A 21,661-nucleotide genomic window follows, 5' to 3' on the forward strand; every position below is an offset into this window, starting at 1 on the left:
GGCGTGGTGAGTGGGGCGCGGTGCGCCGTTCATGCAGGGTGCCCCCGGCTCGAAGAGCCGGGGGCACCCTGGGAAGTCGCGCCGGGGCAGGGCCCCGGCGCGGATGGAGCGGTCAGTCGCCGCGTACCGGGCAGTCGGCGCGGTGTACGGGCGAGGAGCGGAACAGCGGGGCCTCGCGCTGGTCCCGGGTGTCGATGAGCCAGTCGCCGAAGTCCGCCAGGGTGTCGATGACCACGGAGGGAACCGGCGAGAGGCAGGCGTAGCAAGGCGCGATCAGGCTGAAGGACAGCCTGGAGGAGCCGTCCTCGTAGGTGGCGATGAAGAGGTGGCGCCGACGGCCGTGCGACAGCTGGATGCGGGCGGCGCGGAAGCGCTGCGCGGCGGGGAACAGCGGGTGGTTCGCGTCCTCGTAGATGCTCAGCCGGATGCGGTCGTCCAGCCCGAGCCGGTGGCGCAGCACCGCTGCCACGCCCTCATTCTCGGAGTTCGCGTCCAGGACGGTCGGCTCCGGGTGCGGCGGGGTGTTGATCGCCGTGCCGGTCGCGCGGGCGAAAGCAGCCTGACGGGCGGCGTCTTCTATCGCGTCCAGAACGGGGCTCAGGGTTGCGTGCACGTCATTCTCCTCAACGGTGTGGCCCCAGAGGGGAAGCGAGGCCCGGACCGGCCGAGGGAGTGAGCCCGGTCCGGGCCTCGCGGCCCCTTCACCTCGGGGGGAACGAGGAGAAGGGGCGAGCCGCGAAGGCGGCTCCTACAGGATGGTTCGGGGTGGGGCGTCTCGCGCCCTCACAGAAAGAACTATATGAAGTCTCATAGATTTAAGCAAGTGTCGATGATGTGTTGCGGCCCGTGGTCAGCGGGCCGCTCTCGCGCTGGGACCGTGTTCCTGCCCCGTGGCTCAGCGGCGTCTTCGGTAGGAGGGTCCTACGCGGCCGCCGCGGTGAGCGAAGCGACCTGGTCCAGGATCTCCTGAGCGTAGGCGAACGCGATCTTCTTGTGTCCGTAGGAGGGAACTCGCAAGTGCATGCACTCATGGGCGAGCACGCGGTCGGCGTCCGCCCTCGTCGGAACCCGCGCCAGGTTCACCACCATGAGCGGCGTCTCCAGACGGGCATCTTCCTCGCCCCGGTAGACCTGAGCCACATAGTGCGGATGGAAATGCAGCCCGGTGGTCTCCGTGTAGCGGGTGGAGTCGAAGGTCAGGGCGAACGGCCGCTCTGCGGCCTCACGGAACAGCTCGGCTCGGGCCCGGAGCCACCGCGTGTCCACGGGAAGTTGGGCCTGGCCGGGCGGAAGCGGGCTGAGCAGGGCCTCGTGGCGGGCGACGGTCAGCGGGTGACCGCGGTGGTAGGTCACCTGGACTCACCTCCCCCGCCGACCGCCAGCCGCTGCGCCAGGTGCAGCAACTCCTCCGGAGTCATGGCGAAGTGGTCGGCCAGCCCCTCCAGAAGGGGGCCCTCAAGCATGAGGGGAGCCGGCCGCGACGCCTGGCCGGCCACCGAGGCGGCGTGGGCGGCCGCCACGGTGTCGCGGTCCACGCCGAAGAACTGGGCGAGCACCTCCGCCTCCTGCGGTGGCAGGGTAGTGGTGCGACCCTGCTCGAGCATCGCGTACGCGCTGCGCTTGCGACCGGACGCCACTGCCGTCTCCTGCTGGCTGGCGCCCACGCGCTGGCGCAAGTCCTTCAGCGTCACAGCGGCCGGCTGGCGCAGATCCTCGACCGTGCAGCCGAGGGCGTTGGCCAGCCGCGCGAGCGTGTCCGGCTCCGGGACGCGCTTCTCGGTCTCGTACTGGTTCAGCACCGTCACGGTGACGGCGGCCTCGGAGGCCAGCTGGGCCGGCGGCCATCCGCGCCGGACCCGGGCCTGCGCCAGACGCCGGCCGTCGAAGTTGCTGACGCCGCGTCGCTGGGTCCGCATGATGGCACCTCCTCCGTCCTTTCGATGCCGGCTCGGGGGCCGGCGCAGTGCCGCCGGCTGGACCATCATGCCAAGACGCTCCCGGCCGACCGGATGCTGCGGTTTCGCTCACGAGAACTGGCCGTGCCAGGAGTCGGAGTCCAGAGCGTCGAGCTGTGCTTCCTCCTCGCGTGTGAGGCGGTCGGTGAAGCGGTCCCAGCGCTGTAGTTCGGCCAGCTGCTCGCCGTTGGCCGGCTGTACGACCGCGGTCTCGCCGGACTGTAGGAGCAGCACGATGTCCCCGTTCTCCTCAAGCCGGGCCTGCGTCCACCCCAGCCCCCTGCGCCGAGCCGCGCTGAGGTTGAAGACGTATCCGAGGCCGGCGGACTCCGCGCCGCCGACCAGCGGCCGTATCCAGATCAGCTGCGGGTCGTCCTCGTCGAAGCGGTGATGTCGGGCAAGGGCCTGCAGGAACACCTCGTCGCCCTCCTCGTCGAACACCCTCAGCTGGGCGCCGGCGTCGACGGGGTCGCCCGTGTCGCTGTGGTTGCCGGCGATCAGTTCGGCGAGTCGGTCCTGCCAGGTAGTGCTCATGGCGACATTCTCCTTGTGGGTGGGCCGGGCGGGCCTCAGTGGCTGCTCTTGACGACGTCCTCGACGGGCTTGCCGCCGAGGTGGGTGATGCCGCGGGCCTTGAAGGACTCCAGCAGCGCCGTGCGCTGATGTGCGTAGTTGCAGACGATGCGGCTGGGCGCCTCGGCGCCCAGCAGGTCCAGGCCGTCGCGGAACATGATCTCGTTGTTGGACGCGCCGTGCGTGGCGATCTTCAGGGGGTCGCGGGTCAGACCTGCGGACTTCTTCTTGTCCGGGCTGACCCCGTATTTGTCCCCGTTGTAGGCGTAGTAGTCGGAGCGGCGCATCAGGACCGACGGGTCGTCCCAGATCAGCTGGCCGCCGTGGCCGGACTTCGGGGTGTTCGCGACGCGGATGAACACGCTGTTCGCGCCGCCGGTGTACTTGTCCTGCTGCTCGGACATACCGACACCGCTGCCGATGCCCATCACCGCACGCCTCTCGGTGGAGGCCAGCACTCCGGTGCCGAACAGCGCCACCATGTCGCCGCTGCCGATGCGGTGCGTCAGCGACCGGCCCTTGAACGCCTCCTTGATCTTCGCGCTCTTGCCCGTGACGTCGAACCGCGACCACGTCAGCCAGCCGCGGGACGTCGCCGGGGTGGGGTCGTACCCGGCGCTGGCCGCGAGCGCGTCACCGCCGTCGAACCCGGTCGCCTTGGCCACCGCCTCGCGGAGGACCTTCACCTTCTTCGGCAGGACCTTCTGCGCGGCCTCCAGCTGGATGCGCTTGACCTGGTAGTGGAGTTCGTCCTCCCCGAGACCGATCAGCGACTCGGCGCGCTGGTGCACGATCTCCTGGACCTGCAAGTCCTCCAGCCCCTTGGCCTCGGCGAAGGCCGCCTTCATCCCGGGCGCTCCCGCCAGGTTCTGGGCGGTCACGTTGTTGGACAGGTAGGTCCACTCGCCCTCGGCGGCCGTCATCGGCGCGTTGACCAGATGCAGCTGCTCCAGCCGGTCGACGAGCTGCTTGCCGTGGCCGGCGCCGACCGGGGCATGGACCTCGAGCTGGCCGCGCATCGAGAATTCGGTGCTGTGCGGGTCGTTGGCCGCGTACGGCCGGTACACCGCGCTCCAGCCGTCGCCCAAGTCGATCGCGTACTCCTTCCCTGTCGCCTTGCTACGGCTCCTGCCGTCCCAGGACGTCTCCCCGCTCTGCGCATCGAGCGTGGCCTTGATGCGGCTGGCATCGCGCAGCTGAGCCGCGAGGGTCCCCGGTTCCGGCTCGTCGGCCGGCGCCGGTATCTGCTTGGTCACCATCTTGGTGACCAACTGCCCGTGCGGATTGAAGTGCGCCATCGCCGCGCCGCCGTTCTGGATCTTCTCCCCGACGGTGTTGACCTGGTCCAGGTAGTACTGGGCCATGGCCTTCTCGTCGTCCGTGAGACCGGGGGAGGCGAGCACGGCGTTGACCGCGTCCAGAGCCTTCTGGTGCTTCTGGATCGAGGCTTCGGACATCGGCTCGCCGCCCTTGAGCTTGTGCTGGACCGAGGTGGTCGCCGCGGTCACCAGCTCGGCGAGCTGCGCCTTCTTATCCAGCTCCAGCCGCTCCTTGACCTGCTCCTCGACCTGGACGTCGACCATCTTGGTGCCCGACACGCTCAGCGCGTCGAGCAGCTTGCTCTCGGCGTCCTCACTGACGTGCGCGAGCAGGACCTCTCGGGACCCGTCGGGGGAGAGGTAGGACACCAGGGCCGCCTGCGAGTTCAGGAAGTCCTCGCCGCCGACCAGGATCGGCGTGCCCACGGCGACACCTGCCGGCGGGGCCTCTGGCACGGGCGTCAGCGGGGGGTCGGTCTCCTCCGGCTCCTCCTCCACCGGCTCGACCTCGCCCTGCGCCGCGGCACCGGCACCTTCCGTCCCCTCGGCGTCCGCCGTCTCCGCAGCCGTCGGCGCGGCCTCCTCCGCATCGTCGGCTTCCTCCGCCTCGGGCGCCTGGCCCTCCGCCTCCGCGGCCGCCGCCACCTCGTCTCCGGCCGGCTCGACCGCGGGTATCTCGCCAACGGCGTGCTCCCCGGAGGCCGGCTCACCATCGGTCGCCGAGGCACCGCCCTGGTCGGTGAGCGGCACCTCGCTGCCGGGGTCGGGCAGCAGCATCGACTCCAGCAGCGCCGGGTCGATCTCCATCACCGGCTTCGGAGCGCTGGCCGCGAGATCCGGGGGTGTGGGCGGGGCCTCGGTCGAGACCGTCGGGGAGACGGCGTAGGACTCATGGCTGCTCTTCGAATTCGTGCCCATCACTCAGCTCCGTGCTTCAGCGATGCCGCCTGCGGCATCTTCAGGTCCTTGACGAAGAAGTCCGCGAACGCCTGGCGCAGGCTCTGCTTCCGCTCGACGGCGTGGTCGAGGAACGCCTCGGCGATCTGCTCGGTGCTCACCTTCGAGGCCGCGACGCCATGCTTCATGGCGGCCCGCTTGCGCATCGCGGGCACCCAGTGCACGCCGCTGCCGGACTTCGCCCCCTCGTACGCGGTGGAGTGGAGCATGGACCGCCACTGGCTGTCTGGGATCGCCTCGAAGTTCTTGATGATCGGGTGGGCGACGGCCGGATTGACCTTGACGCCGTCGGCCAGCCCGTCGCCGAGTGCGGCGGAGTACAGCTTCTGGTGCACTGGGTCGTACGTCCCGCCGCCGGACGGCGCGTAGCCGAGCGAGAGCTTGTCGCTGCCCCAGTGCTTGAACGCCTGGCCCCGGTCGATGTGCAACAAGCCGCCCGACGCGGTGCGCAGCACGTTGGCCTGGTGACCGTCGTGGTCGCCGACGAGCCAGGAGCCGACGTGGGAACGCACGATGGAGTCGACTTCCGACTGCGACCACTTGTGCGGGTCGGAGGCGAAGTGGGTGGCGCCCTGGAGCATCTGCTGGACGCTGCCGACCTTGCCGCCGACCTGCTTGACGTACACCGGGACGGCGGGGACGCCGCCCAGGGAGAGGGCGTGCGAGGCGGCTGCCTCGGAATGGGCGATCACTCCGCCGTTGTGGTCGGCCTTGAACAGCCAGTTGGAGCCGTCCGGCGCGGAATGCAGCGTCTTGTTGTAGGTGCCGCCGAGGTGGGCGGGCGTCCCCGAGCCGAACGACCACGAGCTGACGACGTCGGAGTCGATCCGGGCCGGCACGTCCTGGGCGGTGGCCTTGGCCTGCTGGAGGCCGGCCACCAAGGCCTGGACCTTGGCGTTGAACGACCCGGGGGCGGCCGGCTTCGTCGGCGCCTTCGGGATCGGCTTCGCCGGTGCGGCGCCGGCGGCCTGGGCGAGTTTCTGCGTCTGGACGGGACTGGCGCCCATCTTGATGGCGGCCTCGACCTTGCTCTCCTGGGTCAGGCCGCCGGGACCCGACGCCGAGTTGGCTGTCGGGGCCGTGCTGCCCGTGAGCTTGCTCTTGAGGGCGTTGACCGCCTCGTCGGAGGCGAGCGGGGCCGCCGCCTTGGCGGCCGCCGAGGCGGCCTGCTTCTTGGCGGCCGTCACCTGGACCTTGGTGTTGATGGCGTCCTGGTCCAGGGCGGGGTTGAAGCTGGCGGCGATGTAGCTCTGGAGCTGACCGCGGTTGGCCTTGGCTGGGTCCGCCATACCCAGTTCACCGGCGACCGCGCGCAGGTCGCCGATCTTCTGGGTCTTCGCCCAGCTGTAGAACTCGGTGGTCAGGGCCTTCGGGTCGACCTGGTGGGTGTTGAGGAGCGCGGGGTTGGCGAAGCCGATGTCGACCGGGGACTGGAGGGTCTCGTGGATCCACCCCTGCGCGTCCTGCTGCATCGTGTGCAGCTCGCCGGTGTTCGTCGCCCAGGAGGCGACCTGAGCTGCGGCGTCCGGGTTGCCGGCCAGATCGGGCAGCGTCAGCTCGGTGTGGACGTCCTGCTTTCCGCCCTGGTGGACCTCCAGGGCGTTGTCGAGCGCCTGGAGCTGGTCTTTCCGAGCCTGGGCGGTGGCCTTGAGCGCTTCCTTCTCGGCCTCGGGCGTGCCGGTGCGCAGCAGACCGGTCAGTTCGACCGGCTTGAGGTGCTGGGCCTCGGTCAGGGACATCTCCCCTGACGCCAGGGCGTCCTGGACCAGCGGCATCACGGTGGACTGGTTGATCTTGGCTTCCGAGAGGAGGTCTGCGGTCCAGATCTGGGTGTGGTTCTTGAGGGTCTCCAGATCGGGAGCATCCGGCGAGTGCGCCGTGAGGACCTGCTTCTCCGCGTCGAGGAGGTTCTTCAGCTTCTCGCTGTCCAGGACGCCCTTGGCGTTGGCCACCTCGACGCTCGCGTCGTCCCACTTCTTCTCGGCGGCCTTGACCTGCTCCGGGGTGGCCGCCCAGGTTCCGGGCGGAGCGTCGGGAGCGCCGCTGGTGCCCTCGATCTGCTGGAGGTCGGCCAGGGTCATCTCCCCGACCGTCTGGCCGGCCGCGAGCTGCTCGTACCGCTTCTGCGCGGCAGCCTGGATCTTTTGCTTGGAGGGGATGTCGTCGCCGTAGTACGGGTCAAGCCAGTGGACGAGCGGGTGCTGGCCGGACCCGGACAACCCCACGAGGGCAGGGTGTTCGAACCCCTTGGCTGCGGCGATCTGCTGCAGTTCCTCGGGCTCCAGCGCGTTGAGGTAGGCCAGGGACTGGGCCCGCAGGGCGTCGAGCTGGGCTTTGATCTCCTCGTCGGAGGCGCCCTCCTCCTTCATTTTCTCGATGGCCTCGCGGGCGGACTGGATCTGGGCGGCGAAGATCTCGTAGCGCTCCACCGGGTCGTCGGGCAGCTCGGGGTAGTTGCCGGTCGCCACGCCGTTGCCGACCGCGAGGGCGTCCAGGTTGTCCATGGCCACCATCAGGTCGGTCTTGGCGTTGACGAGATCGTCGCTGAGCTCGGGCTCGGCCGCGGCGGGCGCCGGCCCGGCGCCTTCGATCCCCTCGGCCTTCTCCGGGGCGTCACTGGGCGCGATGGCGTAGGAGGCGTGCGAGCTCTTGGAGTTGGTGCCCATCAGGCACCGGTCCGCGGCGGCAGGGCGGGTATGACTTCGCCGAGGAGTTCGTCGAGGACGAGCTCGGCGGCGTGCCGCAGGTCCACGGCCCCCTCGGGGACCGCGGCCGGCGCGATCTGGCAGGCGCTGGCCTCGGACTCCCATCGGGCGATCCGCTCCGGGCCGACGCCCTCGGCCAGGCGCTCCCGCCATGGGTTGGCCTCGTCGTACACGAGGGGCACCCACACGGTGTGCTGTGCCGGATCGGCGCCCGGCGCGGTGTCCAGAGCCAGGATGGCGACCGGGTCGACGGCCATGCCCACCGTGGGGTGCCAGACCATCAGGATCCACAGCTGCCAGGCGGCCGCGGCCGGCCGCTCCTCGGGCGTCTCGGGCTGCGGTGAGGTAGGTGTCGACATGGCGGAAGCCCTCCTTTTTCGGGTTCGACGGATAGAGGTGTCGAACCCGGCTTCCGTGTGACAGCGCTCAGCGGCGCGGAAGGAGGGAGGCCATGAACTGGACCGTGGACGCGAAGGCGTCGGCCGGCCGTGCGTGGACGTCTTCCCGTCCGGCTGCGGTCATGATGGCGCCGTGGATCGCGTACTGGTGTGCGTTTTGGCTGATCAGGGTCAGTCGGTCGCCGAAGAGCGCGACGACCTGGGCGATCCGGTCGATCCGCGACAGGCCGGTGAGGAAGATCGGCATGTCCGCGGGCAGGTTCTCCGCCAGCCAGTACAGGCCCGGCAGCGCCCAGGTGTCCCAGTTGGAGTTCTCCCTGACCGTCTGGACGTTCACGGCGATCGCCGGCGGCGGCGCGTCCTCGATCCACGCCGTGTACCGCCGGAGGTCTTCCAGCCGGAACCAGTACACGTTCGGGATGGCGGCCACACCGGCGTCGGCGAACTCCTCGGCGATCAGCAGGCACCGCCGCATGTTGAGCAGGTGCTCGGTCCGCGGCCAGTTCCCGTAGATCGAGTAGTTGGGCGAGAGGACCAGGTCCCAGCCCTGGGAGGCGATCTCCTCGACAAGTCCGTCGCGCTTGCGGTAGGTCCAGAGAGCCTCGACGAGCGGGTCCTCCCCGTACCCGACGAGGACTGCTTTCTGCCCGTCCTGCAGGGCGAGGGCCTCGCGGGCCGACTTGCCGGCGAAGCGTGGGTAGATCGTGTGGGTGTCGGGCGAGAAGACCCGGCGCAGCCCCACGCCGTAGGCGGGCCAGCGCAGGCTCGCGTCCAGATGCGTGACGGCCGAGCCGTCGGTCATGGGGATGAACGCCGGCAGCTCGGGCAGGGCTCCGTCGATGGTGATGTCGTCGAAGGCCAGGGTCCCGCCGACATCGGCCATCCACTGGGCGATGTCGGTCCTGGAGCCGCACCTGATCGGGCATCCGCCGCAGGCACCGGCCGGTGAGCCGGCCTCGGTCGCGGCGCAGCCGCAGTACGAGCAGTCCGAGTTGGTGCCCGAGCACAGCGGTTCGACCGTAGCCGGGCCGCCCCGTCCGTCGGGGCCGGCCCAGAACGCGCAGCTGCGGCAGTCGCAGCCCCTGCCGGGAAGGGGGAGGCCGACTCGGGGCATCGGAAGGGAAATGCTGGTCATGCGGCGGTCTCGCTCTCTTGGGAGGGGGCGGCCTCGTCGGCCAGGTGTTCTTCGAGTTCGCGGACGGCCAGGCGGAGCGAACCGCGGTCGTACCGGCCGACCTGGCGGCCGGCCCGTACCTCGGCGAGGAGGCCGCGCAGGCCGTCCAGGGCGTTGCGCACGAGCTGGGCGTCCGCCGGTGCGGCCGGCGCAGGCGGTGCCTCCTGCTCCTTGGGCTCGGGGACGGCGGCGACGGGCCGGTGATCATCGGTGGCCGGGGGCTCGTCGTCCGACGACGGCGCTGCGTGGTCGTCGACATCGTCCGGCCTGTCGCCGGTCGAGGGTCCCGGTGAGGGGACGCGGGTGAGCTTCGCTCGGCGGTTGGCGTTGGCCCGCTCAAGGCGTTCCTCAGCAGCACCGATGACCTCGTCCGGCTCGAGCTCCGGTGCTGTCAGGCTGATGTCGACCGCGCTGGGGAGCAGGTGCAGCCGGCTGCTTCCCTTGAGGGCGGCCCAGATGTCCGCCGCCGCCGACTCCCGCCCGCGGCGCAGCGCGGCGAAGCGGATCCTGGTGTTGAGGCGGACGGCCTGCTCGTCCATCTCCTCGGTCAGCTCTCGCGGCAACTCGCGGAACGCTCGTACCAGTTCGGTGGCCTTGCGTTCGGTCAGCTGGAGGCCGAGACGGCCGAGGACCTCGGTCCACGGTGCGGCGCAGGTCTGATCCGTGCCGCGGATTCTCTCCAGGGCCTTGAAGCGTTCGACGCTGTCGGCGATGGCGTAGACGTGGCCGGGTACGGGTTTGCCCGCCCGCAGCAGCTTGCCGGTCAGTACTGCGCACCGCTGGTACATCAGGGCGGCGGCCTGCTCGCCCGGCCGCAACGGCTCGCGGGCGAAATTTTCCACGAACCTCCACATATGCCGTTCTTCGTCGCTGAGTGGCCCCGGGCATACGACGGCGGGCAGTGCCGCGAAGTGCGGGTTGTCCGGCAGGTGTTGGGCTCCCCAGCGCATCGCGCGCAGCCGTCGCTCGCCGGTGACGAGGCGAATGGTCGGAGCGCGGCCGGCGACGGTGATCTCCTCGGCCAGGACCGGTTCGAGCATGCCGATGACCGACATGGACGAGATGAGGTCGGACAGCTCCTCCGGCGCGGTGGCGTCGCCGGGCTTGCGCCCGTGGGGCTCGGTGAAGGGGCTGCCGGGGCCGCGCATCGGCAGCATGTCGAAGCGGCGCTGCCGCAACTTCGTGCTGCGGTGCAGGATCTCGGTCAGCTGGATCATGCTGCCGCCCTCGGGCGGCGCTTCTTCCGCCGTGGCGATGTTCATGAACTGGTGTCCTTCGTGCAGTGACCGGCCCGGACGGGCCGGAGGCGGCCGTCCTACTGGGCGGTCTTGAGGTACAGGTCGGTCAGCGGGGGCCGTTTCTCCGGCGCGCCCCGCAGCAGGGGAGTGAAGATCGGCTCGAACGGGCCGCGCTCCTGGAGAAGTCGCAGGGTGGTCACGCCGATCGAGAGCCGGCCGGCCAGGCGCCCCAGGCGCGGGTCCGCCCGGGTGAGGGTGTAGAGGTCCTCGGTCCTCGCGGCGAGCCGGGCTGCGAGCGTGGGCGAGGGCCTGCCGTCCAGGACCACCAGGAGCCGGGGGAAGGTCGGGTAGGTGTACTGCCATGCGGGCCGGCTCGTCGCCGCCGACCGGCGGGTCCGGTCGGGGTGCTGGGGCACGTACTCGTGCAGACGGCCGTACGCCGCGACCTTGGCCGCCAGGCGGGCTGAGGTCATCGTGGCGCGGTCCATCTCCAGGAACAGCGTCATCATCGCCCGCCGGCCGCGGCGCACGTGCACGTAGTTCATGACGGCGTCGGTGATGACGTGATCGTCTTCGAAGCGTCGTGCGCCGTCCCGGATGCGATGCGCGACTTCCGGCATCCAGTCCAGCGGGCCGCACTCATGGCCCAGCCGGGCGGCGTGCCGGGTGAAGGCCAGTCCCATCTCGTTGACCGCCAGGGTGTGCTGCTGCCGGGCACCGGCGACGGCTTCCGGCGTGATCCGGTAGGGCCGCGGCTGGAGCTCCCCGCCGTCCTCCACGGACTGTGCGCCCTCCTCGGTCAGGAACCACAGGTACGGCGGCTTGACCGGCCGGCGCTTCCTGCCGTCCGGAGCTGCGGCCAGCGTCTGACGGTGGCCGGCCCAGATCCGCTGGACGAGGCCGGCCGTCAGGAGTTCGCGCAGCTGGCGCCGCAGGTACGAGGCGTCGCCGGCCGCGGGCAGGAGGAGCCGCTGAAGCTGGTCGGTGGACATGAGGCGGTGCTGGTAGAGCACGTGGAGCAGTCGGGTTCCCAGAGCGTGGAAGCTGGCCCGCTGCACGGGTGCGTTCTCGGGGGTCTCGATCGTCAGCGTCATACGAGCACCGTCTCCGGCTGGCCGCCGTCCTCGTCCTCCGGCGGCTCTTCCTCCTCGTCCGGCGGCTCCTCCTCGTGGGTCTCGCTGATGACGGTGCCCGGGTCCTTGCTGATCCGGACCCTCCCGTTCGCCGCCGCCCGCTCCTCCTGAGCGGGCCCGCCGTCGGCCTGGCCGCCATCCTGGCTGTCGGCCGGCACGTCCTCGTCGTCGTCCGGCGGCACCGGAATCTCGGAGAGCGTGCGCAGGATGCGCTTGTCGAGCCGGCGGAGGTCGTCGAGGATGTCGCGGACCGGGCGGCGGTGCAGGTTCTGGTCGACGGACGCCGACAGCTTCGGCAGATCGTCGGGCCGGTGGTAGTCCTCGTACAACTCCTCGACACTGGCGCCGCGCACCCGGAAGGGGTCCGTGCGCCCGTCGGCCAAAGTCGCCGACATCACGTAGTGGTACGGCCGCAGGGCGGTGATGGTGTCCGGGTCGACCTTCTTGCCCCAGCGCCGGGTCACCAGCTGCGCCTCGTCGACGTCGCTGGCCGTCGTCGAGAGGATCGAGAGGTTCTGCAGCAGGCCCTGGCGCGTCGTCGGCGTCAGCCGCTGCGCCATCTGCGTCATCGCGAGCAACTTGACCCGGAACTTGCGCAGTTGCTCGGCGATCGCGGCCAGTGTGCCCTTCGAGGCGCCGTCGACCGCGGTGAGTTCGTCGATCCAGCAGTAGAAGTCCTTGCGGTCCGCGACGGGGATGTCCCGGCGCGACAGGCCGGCCCGGAAAAGGTCGTAGATCAGCAAGCAGGACACGATCCGGTCGGTGTCGCCGGTCCCGGACGGGCAGATGAAGACCACCTTGCCCTCGTCCATCGCCGTGCGGATGTCGTACGTGGACAGCGAGGAGCCCAGGAACGCCTTTACCGCGTTGCTGCTGTCGAGGCGCTCGATGATGTTGGTGACGACCGGTGTCGCCTCGCCCGGGTACTTCTTGTAGGTCTTCTCCCAGAAGTCCCGCAGGTTCTTCGAGAGGTACGGCGCCACCGCGTCGCGCCAGACCTCGTCCGTCAGGATCGTGCGGATCTGGAAGATCGTCGGCGCGAGGTCCGGCCGGCCCGCCTTCGACAGCAGCAGTGACAGCTCCACCAGCGACTCGACCGACCTGGTGAGGATCGTCTTCGCGCGGCCCGCCGAGTCGCTCCAGTTCAGCGCGCTGGAGAAGCCCGTGACGATGTACTGCACGATGTCCGGGATGTCATCTTCCTTGCGGTTCTGCATCGACAGCGGGTTCCAGGACGCGACCCGCGCGCTGAGGTCCGGCGAGGTGAGGTCGATCTCCCAGATCCTCGGCGCGAGTTCGCGGTGGGCCAGGTAGGGGCGGGCCCGCTGCCAGCCGTCGCCGTGCGGGTCCAGGAACAGCACGCCGTGGCCGTTGTGGGCCAGGGCGATGGCCTGCACCAGGCTCATCTCGGTCTTGCCGTAGCCGGCCTTGCCGAGGAACAGCGCGAAGAGCAGGTAGCGCAGCGGGACGCCGACGAGCCGCTCACCGCCGCCGGGCTTGGCCACCCACCCCAGGGGCAGCAGATCGGGCTGGCCGGTCCACGACGGCAGACCCGGGTGGGGCGGCGGGACCACACCGCCGGAGCGCATCACGTTGGCGGCCGCGTTGTGCCGGGTCGGAGGCTTCAGCAGCCCGGCGATCTCCTCCCCGGTGACCCACCCGCGCTTGCGCGGGGCGAACAGGCCGCTCTCGAAGCGGCGGTCGAAGTGCTGGCGGTAGAACATCGAGTCGGCACGCAGCCGGGTCAGGCCGAGGTTCAGTCCGACCGGCCTCAGGTGGTTGTCGCCCGCCCAGCCCTCCAGCGCGGCGAGGACTTGGTCCAGCAGCAGGCGCGGGCGGTGGGGGTCGGTGGAGGAGGCGCGCAGGAGCAGCTGGAGATCGAAGACCGGGTCGACACCGGGGTGGAACTTCCCCATCGCCGCCTTCATGTCGGTGCCGTTGAGCATCCGCTGCGCCCGCGGGCGGTGGCTCGCGGAAGGCCGCTGGGCCTGGACGCCTCGCATCTCCGAGGCGATCTCCGTGCCGATCGAGGACAGCCGGTCCAGGCTGAAGCCCGAGCCGGCACCGCCCTGGCGCGGCATTCCCGGAACGGCCGGCATGTCGTGCGGACCCCGACGGGCGGCGGCGAGGAGCCGGCTGCGCTTGCGCGCAACCTTGGCCGGGGCGATGGGCACGAGGTCGAGGATCAGGTCGACCCTCTCCTGCAGGGATTCTCGGACGTCGGCGACCGCTGCGGCCAGCGCCTCGAGCGGGTCCGGCTTGAGCGGGACATCTCGCAGCGCCAGGTGATCGGGTAGCGCCAGGGCCAGCTCGGCGCGCGCTGTGTAGAGGCGGCGGTCCTGGCCGGACGGGTTGTCCTTCGCCAGGTTCACGGCTGACTCGGACGACGGCTTGGTCATGATCGTGTTCCTTCGTGCAGTGTCGGGGCTCAGGCCGCGGCCGCGGAGCCGGCGCCGTCGTTGTGGACGCCGAGGCGGATCTTCGGGCGCTCGGGCGTGCTCTCCTTGCCGGTGACCGCGCGCAGCTCGCACTGGGCGTAGCCCTGGTGCCGCAGCACCGTCGTCGCGCGGGCGGGCCCCTCGACGCGCAGGGTCAGCGGGCCGCCGACGCTCATCAGCCGCACCCGCATCGCGGTGCCGCGGGCCGGCAGCGCCCACCGGGACGTGCTGCGCTGGGCACGGGCGATCTGCTTCGCGAAACGGAGCACGTCCTCCAGCGCGGGATCGAACCCGTTGGTGGGCAGGACCTCGAACGCCTGGCGGTTGCGCAGCGTCGACCGGCTCATCAGCCGCTGGACCGAGCTGAGCGCGATCACCAGGAGGAAGGCCAGGCTGATGACCCACCACAGGTTGCCCAGCGCCCACTCCTGGGCGTGCTCGGCGAGCTCCGGCAGGTTGCCGGCGCCGGAGATGAGCTCGTCGATCACGTCGTTCGTCGTCATCGGTGGCCGTCCCCGTGGATGTACGGGCGGCGGGCGGGTCGGTTGTGCATCGGCGCTCCAGGTGAAACGGGGTGGAGTTCGGTGGATGCACATAGAGGTGTCGAGGGGCCCGAGGGTGTGACAGGCCGCGCCAGGGAGTTCCGGAACGCCGCCGGCACGGTGACGGGGCCCGCTGGTGGAACGGGCCCCGTCCGCTATCCGATATGGCGCATCGCCACGATCGTGTTCATCGCCCCGGCCGAGCCGGTCCACTGCGACAACGGGGTCAGACGCACGGGCTTCCCGGTCCGCGGCGCCTCGATGACCTGTTTGTTGCCGATGTACATGCCGACGTGGCCGGGGGCGGAGGCGCTGCCGTCGGATCCCGGGGTGAACAGCAGGTCCCCGGGCGCGAGCTGGGACACGCCCTTGACGGGGGTGCCGGACTTGACCTGGTCGGTGGTGACGCGGGGGAGGTTCACGCCGGCCGAGGCCCAGGCGTACTGCATGAGGCTGGAGCAGTCGCACCCGTTGTTGCGGGCGTGGTCGAAGGGGGGCTTGCAGTCGCCGCCGAACTGGTACATCTTGCCGAGCACGGACCTCGCGGTGGCGATGGCCTGGGCGGCGCCGCCCGATCCGGCGGGAAGCGGGATGCTGTCGGAGTCGTCGAGGGAGGCCCACTCCTTCGCCAGGACCCGGATCTTCTTGACGTAGTTCCGGGTCTCGGTGAACGGGGGGATGCCGCCGGCCTTCTGCACGGCGTACGGGCCGGCGTTGTAGGCGGCCAGCATGTTGTCGGTGCTGTCGCCGGCGACCTTCTTCACCTGGTCGGCGAGGCAGCAGTCGTAGGCGATGGCCGCAGGGACGGCGTCCTGGGGATTCCAGACGTCCTCGACGCCGTCTCCGTTGCCGTCGACTCCGTGAGCGGTCCAGGTGCCGGGGGTGAACTGGGCGATCCCGTCAGCGATGGGATTGCCCTTCTTGTCCTTGGACTGGGCGTCCCTGTCGAAGTTGCTCTCACTGAAGATCTGCGCTGCGATCAGCGACGGAGTCACCTCGGCGCAGCCGTACTCGCCGATGCTGTCGAGGATCAGCGTGCGCACCTCGGCGGGGACGGGAGCGTTGTCCGCGATGCCGCCGCCGAAGCCGGCGTTCTCCAGATCTCCGCTGGTGTTGTCGCTGCCTACCTTCATCGCGACCGCGACGACCGCGGCGATGACCACGGTGATCAGCAGGGAGCCCAGACCGGTCAGGATTGCCAGGACCTTCTTCATCGCTGCCCCCGGCTCACACGTACGGCAGCGCGGTGACGAGCCAGGTGCCCGCCTGGTCGCGCTGGAGCTTGAGGGCGACCTGCTCGTCCGTGCTGCTGGGGCGCCCCGTCGCCGGAGTGGTGGTCAGCCGGTAGCGGACGCGGATCCAGGCCGTATCGGCCGTGGGCTCCGGGGCGCCGTCGGGCACCGCGATCCGGGAGATATCCGCGGCGACCAGGGCCTTGCTCCGGGTCCACTGCTGCCACTGACGGGCGCTGCCCGCGGAGTTGGTCGTCAGCTGCTCGGCGAGGTCCTTGCTGGAGTAGGCGGCGGCGCGGTGCGCGGCGTCGTCGTAGGAGCTGTCCTTGCCCGGACGGGCGTCGTGACCGGACCAGGCCAGAACGAAGTGCCGTGCGGCCGCGGCGATGTCGTCCGGCACTGCGGCCGGCCTCGGCGCGTCCCCGCGCTTGGAGGGTGTCGGCGAGGCACTGGCGTCTGCGGACGAGGTGCGGCTCGGCCGGGCCGGGGTGCTGGCCGGAGGGGTGGATTCGTGTCGGCGCGCGGCCGTCGCGGTTCCAGTGGCTTGCGGTGCGGACGACGGGGCGTGGGCGAGCAGGACGAGCCCGAAGCAGGCGAGCAGGGCCGATCCGGCGAGCAGCGCCACGGTGCCCGCGGTGCGCGGCCGTCGCTGGCGGTCGGTGTGAGGCAAGGGGGTGCCCCCTTCAGTGGTTCGTGGTGGTCGCGCGGACGTGGCGCGGAAGAAGAGAGAGGGGCCGGTGGGGACCGCGTGCCGCGGCCCCCACCGGGGGCGTCAGGACTTCGAGCGGGGTGGCCCGGCCGGCCGGGTGGCCCGGCGGATGCGCCGGGGCGGTCCTGCGCCGGGGCCCGGCGCCGCAGGCGGCGCGCCGCTGCCCGAGCCGGCCGGCTTGGCCGCCGGCGTGGTGGACGCGTGCGGCAGCACCGGCACCGATGCCGGGCCCGCGGGGCCGGCCTTGGGCGCGGCCTTCGGGGCCGAGGGCCCCGGCCGGGGCGCCGTTCCCGGAACACGCGGTGCGGTGGCCGCGGCTCGGGTGCCCGGCGGCGTGGCCAGCTTGGGCTGTGCGGTCGGCTGCGCCATCCCGAGCTGCACGTTGGCTCCGTGGCGACCCACGAACTTGCTCGCGGTGGCGACGTTGCGTACGTACTCGTCCTTGAAGGCCTTCGCCTCGCCGACCTTCTTGTCCACCCGGGCCGTCGTGCGGCTCTTGACCGCGGTGAGCTGGCCCTTGACCTCGTCGGCGCGGGCCTTGGCGGACGCGGCGCCCCGCTTGGTCGCAGCGACGCCCCGCGGGATGCCGACAGGAGCGCCGACGGTGGCCAGGGCGGTGAACTTCGTGGCCTTCCAGCCGTACTTGCCGGCTGCGGCCCCCGCCTTGCCGGTGGCCATTGTCGCCCTGCCGCCGCGGGTCTGGGACATCTTGTTCGCCGTGGCCGTCGCCAGACGCTTCTTCAGGGTCTGCTTGGCGACGTTCTGCGCCGCGACCTTCGCCGCTGTCGCGGTGCCGCCGGTGCCGACCGCCGCGGCGACGTTGGTCGCCAGCTTCGCCGCCGAGCGGACGCGCCCGCCCTTCTTGCCGCCCTGCGGCGGGCCGGTCCACAGATGCCGGGCGGTGCGGCCGGCCTTCCCGAGCGGCTGCGTGACCTTCCGGGCTTCGCTGCGGGCCTCATCCCAGATTTGCTTCAGGCCGGGCGCGGTCTCGGCGTACCGTCCCGGGCTGCTGAAGACGCTCTGCCGGGAGCCGCCGACGCGGGCGTTGGCTAGGCGCCGGTTGAGGTTGACGGAGATCTGCCGGGCGGTCTCCTTGATCTTCTTGTGGCCAGCCAGACCTGTGATCGCGGTGATGTCGATCGCGATGAACTTCACCGCCAAGACGCTGCCGGTGTCAGCGCGGACCAGCGCGATGATGATCAAGATGAAGATCGACAGGAAGAGGATCGACAGCACCACGGCCAGGACGGCCTTGGTGATCGCCGCGACCCACCGCCACAGGACGCCGCGGCCGCCGCCGGGCAGGATGCCGGCGCACAGAGCCCAGTGACCGCGGATGCCCTCGAACGCGATCCAGCCCTGCGCGGTGAGGAAGCCGCCGGTGACCAGGACCACCAGAACGGAGACGATGATCGCGGCGATGGCGACGAACGCGGCGGAGAACGTCAGGTCCGCCGAGGCCTTCTTGGCCTCGATCTTGGTCTTCTGGCCCTTGCACGTCTTGGTGAACAGGTCGCCGGCGTTGAGCAACTGGTCGTTGTAGGAGGCGCCTTCGGGATTCGCCCGGGAGCCCTCCCAGAAGTTGATCCCTTTCTGCTTGTAGTTGTATTCGACGAGCTTGGCCTTGGCGAATGCCTCGCCGCACTTCCCGTCGAAGACCTGGCCGTAGAGCATGAGTTGCGTCGGTTTGACGATGAACGCATCGACCAAGGCGTCCGTGATCGGCTTGCTCACGTTCGAGGTCTGCGCCTGGGTGTGGCTGGGATCGTTGGACAGCACCAGGCTGGAGATCTGCAGGGACAGGTCCTTCGCCTTGCCCAGCAGACCGTCCTGGGAGAGCAGCATGGTCGAGCCGCCGGGGCTGGGCTGGTCCTGGGTGCCTAGCAGTACCTGGGCCGGCGAGAGCAGCACCGTGGTGGCGATCGCGGCGACGACCAGGGAGACGCCGGCCTCCGCGAAGCCGCGCGACTTCTGCTTGAACATGATGTGCCAGCCCGCGTACACGCCAGCGAACAGCAGGAACAGGCCGGGCAGGCCCATCCTGTTGATGACCTGGTCGCGGATGGTCGTGGCGATGTTGTCGACCGGGCCGACGAGGATCTTGGCCAGCCCGAAGTCCAGCGCCCACTTGATCAGCCAGCACGCGAACCCGATGAACCACTTGGCGACACCGAAGAACAGCTGCGCGAGAATGTCCCAGATTTTCAGGTCGATGTCGGTCCAGCCGCCGGTGTCCGCGTTGACCGTGTAGGCGCTGATCGGGACGCCGTACTGGTCCTTCACGTTGAACGGCTGGAGCAGTCCGTCCGAGCCGTCGGTGGGCGACGTGCTCAGGTCCTCGACGGGCTTTCCGTCCGGCGGAGCCGGGGTCAGGCCCGGCCGCGGCTCGGTGATCGGGTTCGTCTTGGTCGGCTTCGGCTTCGGCTTCGGGGTCGGCTTGCTGGTCGGCGTGGAGCCCGGAGCGGAGGGAGCGGGGCCGGGTGCCGGAGTGGGGACCGGGTCTGCCCACGCCAGGGCGCCGAACAGGGCGAGGATGAGGGCGATCGGTATCGCGAGGAGCCAGATCCGGCGGCGCCTGCCCGCTGGCCGCCGCCGGGCAGCCCGTCGGGCGCTCATGCGAAGCTCTTCTCAAGCACCGGGACCGTGTCCAGGTCCTCGACGTCGGCGTCCTTGCCGCCCGGGGTGGTGTGGATCGCCTCCGCCGCGCGCTCGTCCGCGGGGATCAGCACCTTCGCGCCGCCGATGCGCTTGCGCAGGTCGCGGTAGAGGCATTCGCCGGCCCTCAGCAGACGCTCGGTGTCCGAGACGTTGATGGGGCTCAGGTTCTCCGTGATCACCTTGATCATCTGGGGATCGGCCGGGTCCAGGTCGAGGAACTCCAGGCACCGGCTGGCCAGCGTCTTGCCGCGGTGGCGGAACACGAAGATGTGGGAGAGCAACGAGCGGATCTTGTCGCCGATCTCGTTCTTCGGCCCGATGTCGTATGGGTCATGGCTTCCGGCGAAGGCACCGGCGAAGTGCTTGCGCCCGTCGGCGATGAGCTCGAGCAGCAGGTTGGAGCCCTCCGCGCTCGAGGTCAGCCACCAGCACTCGTCCAGGAACACCCCGCAGAATTCGGCGGGGTTGGAGAACGCCACCTCCCTGCACAGCGCGGTGATCAGGTACATCAGACGCCACCCGAAGAGCTTTTCGATCTCCAGGCTGCCCAGGCGGTGCTCGGCGAGCTCCTCCTTCGTGGGCAGGCCGATCCGGTCGACCGCGAACACGATCGAGTCGGCATTGGTGATCTGGACGACCGGCAGCGTCGGATCGAAGATCACCTTGGCCAGGTCCTTCTTGGCCAGGGCCCGCAGGGTGCGCAGCAACTCGGATGCGGCCGCACGCACAGCGGCGTCGTTGGGCTCGTCCGGGTCCGAGGTCTTGGCCCGGCGGGCCAGCGAGTCCATCAGGGCGCTCATGCTCGGGTTCGGCGCCAGCCGGGTCGCCTCGATGGCCTCGGCCAGCGTGACGCCCTCGACGCTCATGGAGCCGATGCCCAGCAGCGGGGTCAGGAAGCTCTCGCAGTAGCGGGCGGCCCGCGGGCCGCGGAAGACCCGCAGGGGGTCGAGGGAGATGCCGGCGTTCTCGTCGACGCGGATGATCTGGGTGCTGCCCGGGCACGCGGCGGCGAACCGGCTCCATTCCTGCTGGGGAGTGCGGTCGATGACCAGCGCCCGGCCGCGGCTGCCGGCGGTGCCCTCGCGGTGGCCGGTGGCCAGGATCGAGTGCATCGCGGTCTTCATGGCCACGCTCTTGCCGGACCCGAGCTCACCGACGAACGCCGCGGAGGCGCTCGCGTTGACCTTCGGTCCGTGGCTGAAGTCCACCAGGACCGGCCGTACGCCGCCGCCGTTGAGCTGGAGCCCATACAGGCTGCCGGTGTCGTCGCCGAGCGCCGCGCCGCAGAAGGGGAGCGCCATGGCGAAGTCCTTGGCGAGGAGGAACTGGTTGTAGTCCGCGACCGGCTTGGGCGTCGGGACGCCGGGGAGCATCGCGTGGAAGAGGGCGGCCTGGTCGCCGACCGGCCGCACCAGGGTGTAGTCGTTGCCGCCGAAGTGTGCGGCCAGGCTGCTCGCCTTCTCGTTGGCCTCGTCCGCGTCCGCGCCCCACACGCACGTCATCACGGTCGCCCGTATCTCGACTTCGGTCGCGGAGGCGGTCAGCCGGTCGCGGTACTCGTCCAGCGAGAAGCTGGCCTTGTCCAGGGACGCCGGGACGCCGGCGGTCTCCCCCTCGTACTCAGAGCGCTGATGGGCCAGTTCCCGCTGCTGGCGGCGCGAGCGCGGCTCGGCCTTGGAGCCGGTCTCTACGTTCAACCTCACCGCCCAGTCGACCGGGAAGCCGAAGTCGTCGAGCGCGCTCAAGTACTCGCTGCCCGGGAAGATGAAGCTCCCCGGCATCTCCGAGAGCACCAGAAACGCCTGGTAGCTGTCGCCGTGCTCGCTCGTCGACTTGAGGTACCGGCGCCGGAAAGGGTTGGCCGGCGCCTTCGACGTGCTGTCGGCGCGCGCGCCCTCGTCGAGGATGACCTGCGTGTGCGCGGTGACGGTGTGCCCGCGGCCGCGCAGGGAGCGGGGCGCTCCCTCCTCGGGCAGGAGGGGCTCGCTGATGCCGCGGCGGGCGCTGTGCCCGTAGATCCACAGGATCTCGGCCTCGGTGGCCGGCCTCAGCTTGATGCCGGTCGGCCAGGACGCGGCCATCCGCCGGGCGTCGGCGAATCGTTTCTCTTCCTCGGCGATGCTCACCGGCGGTACCGACAGGCCGAGGGTGGACAGCAGCTCTCCCTGGGCGGAGGCGAAGACGGCCTTGGCCGACTCCTTGAAGTCGGAGCTCGGCAGCGGCATCGCGATGAAGTCCACCCGGCCCGTCAGCTCCCAGTTCTCGAGCTGGTCGAGGACCTTCAGGGACAGGTCGATGTACTCCGGGCTCTTGTCCAGGTCCACGCCCGAGGTCATCCGCGTGACGACGGAGGCGGCATCGACCTGGGGGCACAGCGACAGCAGCAGGACTTCGCCCCGCAGCGACTTGAAGAGGGCTTCGAGCGCGTCCAGGCGCTCCCGCTTGGTGGCGCGGCTGGCGTGGGTGTAGTTCTCCGAGTCAACCTTCCACACGCCCCACACGGCGGCGTGCTTGGTCCAAAGGAGGTGGCCGCTGATGTGCCGGACGGGGAGGCGCATGATCATTTCTGCTTTCTGTGCTGGACGTGCGAGGGATGCCGCGCCACCCGGCTGGAGCGGCGTTGTCGTGCC

The 21,661-nt window shown here is 70.5% G+C and carries 16 protein-coding genes; all 16 read right to left on the bottom strand.

Annotated elements, in window-relative coordinates; all coding sequences use genetic code 11:
• Window positions 1-112: 112 nt before the first annotated feature.
• Window positions 113-613: a hypothetical protein gene (locus ABZ861_RS22500; protein WP_361632802.1), complete on the bottom strand. Its 501-nt coding sequence runs from the start codon at window positions 611-613 to the stop codon at window positions 113-115.
• Window positions 614-921: 308 nt separating this feature from the next.
• Window positions 922-1,353, bottom strand: coding sequence for a hypothetical protein (locus ABZ861_RS22505; RefSeq protein WP_361632804.1), 432 nt, complete (start codon window positions 1,351-1,353; stop codon window positions 922-924).
• Window positions 1,350-1,916 (bottom strand): helix-turn-helix transcriptional regulator, encoded by a 567-nt coding sequence (locus tag ABZ861_RS22510; protein ID WP_361632806.1) that lies wholly within the window; start codon window positions 1,914-1,916, stop codon window positions 1,350-1,352. Before ABZ861_RS22510 ends, ABZ861_RS22505 begins: the two co-directional genes overlap by 4 nt.
• A 108-nt stretch (window positions 1,917-2,024) precedes the next feature.
• Window positions 2,025-2,489, bottom strand: coding sequence for a hypothetical protein (locus ABZ861_RS22515; RefSeq protein WP_361632808.1), 465 nt, complete (start codon window positions 2,487-2,489; stop codon window positions 2,025-2,027).
• 35 nt (window positions 2,490-2,524) lie between these two features.
• Window positions 2,525-4,765, bottom strand: coding sequence for a hypothetical protein (locus ABZ861_RS22520; protein WP_361632810.1), 2,241 nt, complete (start codon window positions 4,763-4,765; stop codon window positions 2,525-2,527).
• Window positions 4,765-7,470, bottom strand: coding sequence for a hypothetical protein (locus ABZ861_RS22525; protein WP_361632812.1), 2,706 nt, complete (start codon window positions 7,468-7,470; stop codon window positions 4,765-4,767). Before ABZ861_RS22525 ends, ABZ861_RS22520 begins: the two co-directional genes overlap by 1 nt.
• A complete protein-coding gene (locus ABZ861_RS22530) occupies window positions 7,470-7,868 on the bottom strand; it encodes a hypothetical protein (RefSeq protein ID WP_361632814.1) in 399 nt (132 codons plus the stop codon). The genes ABZ861_RS22525 and ABZ861_RS22530 overlap by 1 nt, the downstream gene beginning before the upstream one ends.
• A gap of 67 nt (window positions 7,869-7,935) precedes the next feature.
• Window positions 7,936-8,790 carry a DUF4417 domain-containing protein gene (locus ABZ861_RS22535; RefSeq protein WP_361632816.1) on the bottom strand — a complete coding sequence of 285 codons (855 nt, stop codon included), beginning with the start codon at window positions 8,788-8,790 and terminating at the stop codon, window positions 7,936-7,938.
• A gap of 248 nt (window positions 8,791-9,038) precedes the next feature.
• Window positions 9,039-10,343 (bottom strand): ParB N-terminal domain-containing protein, encoded by a 1,305-nt coding sequence (locus ABZ861_RS22540; protein WP_361632818.1) that lies wholly within the window; start codon window positions 10,341-10,343, stop codon window positions 9,039-9,041.
• A gap of 53 nt (window positions 10,344-10,396) precedes the next feature.
• Complete coding sequence (locus ABZ861_RS22545) at window positions 10,397-11,413, bottom strand: replication-relaxation family protein (protein ID WP_361632820.1); 1,017 nt, start codon at window positions 11,411-11,413, stop codon at window positions 10,397-10,399.
• The gene (locus tag ABZ861_RS22550) at window positions 11,410-13,851 is read right to left on the bottom strand and encodes an ATP/GTP-binding protein (protein ID WP_361632822.1); all 2,442 of its coding nucleotides are present in this window, start codon (window positions 13,849-13,851) and stop codon (window positions 11,410-11,412) included. The genes ABZ861_RS22545 and ABZ861_RS22550 overlap by 4 nt, the downstream gene beginning before the upstream one ends.
• 29 nt (window positions 13,852-13,880) lie before the next feature.
• On the bottom strand, window positions 13,881-14,393 hold the full coding sequence (locus ABZ861_RS22555; RefSeq protein WP_361632824.1) for a hypothetical protein: 513 nt from the start codon (window positions 14,391-14,393) through the stop codon (window positions 13,881-13,883).
• Window positions 14,394-14,587: 194 nt separating this feature from the next.
• Entirely contained in the window at window positions 14,588-15,646 is a 1,059-nt protein-coding gene (locus tag ABZ861_RS22560) for an NlpC/P60 family protein (protein WP_361632826.1), read from the bottom strand.
• Between the two features lie 13 nt (window positions 15,647-15,659).
• Window positions 15,660-16,334 carry a hypothetical protein gene (locus tag ABZ861_RS22565; protein ID WP_361632828.1) on the bottom strand — a complete coding sequence of 225 codons (675 nt, stop codon included), beginning with the start codon at window positions 16,332-16,334 and terminating at the stop codon, window positions 15,660-15,662.
• A gap of 102 nt (window positions 16,335-16,436) precedes the next feature.
• A complete protein-coding gene (locus ABZ861_RS22570; protein ID WP_361632830.1) occupies window positions 16,437-18,989 on the bottom strand; it encodes a hypothetical protein in 2,553 nt (850 codons plus the stop codon).
• Window positions 18,986-21,589, bottom strand: coding sequence for an ATP-binding protein (locus ABZ861_RS22575; protein WP_361632869.1), 2,604 nt, complete (start codon window positions 21,587-21,589; stop codon window positions 18,986-18,988). Before ABZ861_RS22575 ends, ABZ861_RS22570 begins: the two co-directional genes overlap by 4 nt.
• Between the last annotated feature and the right edge of the window lie 72 nt (window positions 21,590-21,661).

The organism is Streptomyces sp. NPDC046985, from assembly GCF_040644415.1.
Lineage (GTDB): Bacteria > Actinomycetota > Actinomycetes > Streptomycetales > Streptomycetaceae > Streptomyces.

Excerpts from the sequence above, each read along its gene's own strand:
- ABZ861_RS22520 (WP_361632810.1), bottom strand. The coding sequence starts at position 4,765 with ATGGGCACGAATTCGAAGAGCAGCCATGAGTCCTACGCCGTCTCCCCG.
- ABZ861_RS22555 (WP_361632824.1), bottom strand. The coding sequence starts at position 14,393 with ATGACGACGAACGACGTGATCGACGAGCTCATCTCCGGCGCCGGCAAC.
- ABZ861_RS22545 (WP_361632820.1), bottom strand. The coding sequence starts at position 11,413 with ATGACGCTGACGATCGAGACCCCCGAGAACGCACCCGTGCAGCGGGCC.
- ABZ861_RS22530 (WP_361632814.1), bottom strand. The coding sequence starts at position 7,868 with ATGTCGACACCTACCTCACCGCAGCCCGAGACGCCCGAGGAGCGGCCG.
- ABZ861_RS22525 (WP_361632812.1), bottom strand. The coding sequence starts at position 7,470 with ATGGGCACCAACTCCAAGAGCTCGCACGCCTCCTACGCCATCGCGCCC.
- ABZ861_RS22535 (WP_361632816.1), bottom strand. The coding sequence starts at position 8,790 with ATGGCCGATGTCGGCGGGACCCTGGCCTTCGACGACATCACCATCGAC.
- ABZ861_RS22575 (WP_361632869.1), bottom strand. The coding sequence starts at position 21,589 with ATGCGCCTCCCCGTCCGGCACATCAGCGGCCACCTCCTTTGGACCAAG.
- ABZ861_RS22540 (WP_361632818.1), bottom strand. The coding sequence starts at position 10,343 with ATGAACATCGCCACGGCGGAAGAAGCGCCGCCCGAGGGCGGCAGCATG.
- ABZ861_RS22550 (WP_361632822.1), bottom strand. The coding sequence starts at position 13,851 with ATGACCAAGCCGTCGTCCGAGTCAGCCGTGAACCTGGCGAAGGACAAC.
- ABZ861_RS22515 (WP_361632808.1), bottom strand. The coding sequence starts at position 2,489 with ATGAGCACTACCTGGCAGGACCGACTCGCCGAACTGATCGCCGGCAAC.
- ABZ861_RS22510 (WP_361632806.1), bottom strand. The coding sequence starts at position 1,916 with ATGCGGACCCAGCGACGCGGCGTCAGCAACTTCGACGGCCGGCGTCTG.
- ABZ861_RS22560 (WP_361632826.1), bottom strand. The coding sequence starts at position 15,646 with ATGAAGAAGGTCCTGGCAATCCTGACCGGTCTGGGCTCCCTGCTGATC.
- ABZ861_RS22570 (WP_361632830.1), bottom strand. The coding sequence starts at position 18,989 with ATGAGCGCCCGACGGGCTGCCCGGCGGCGGCCAGCGGGCAGGCGCCGC.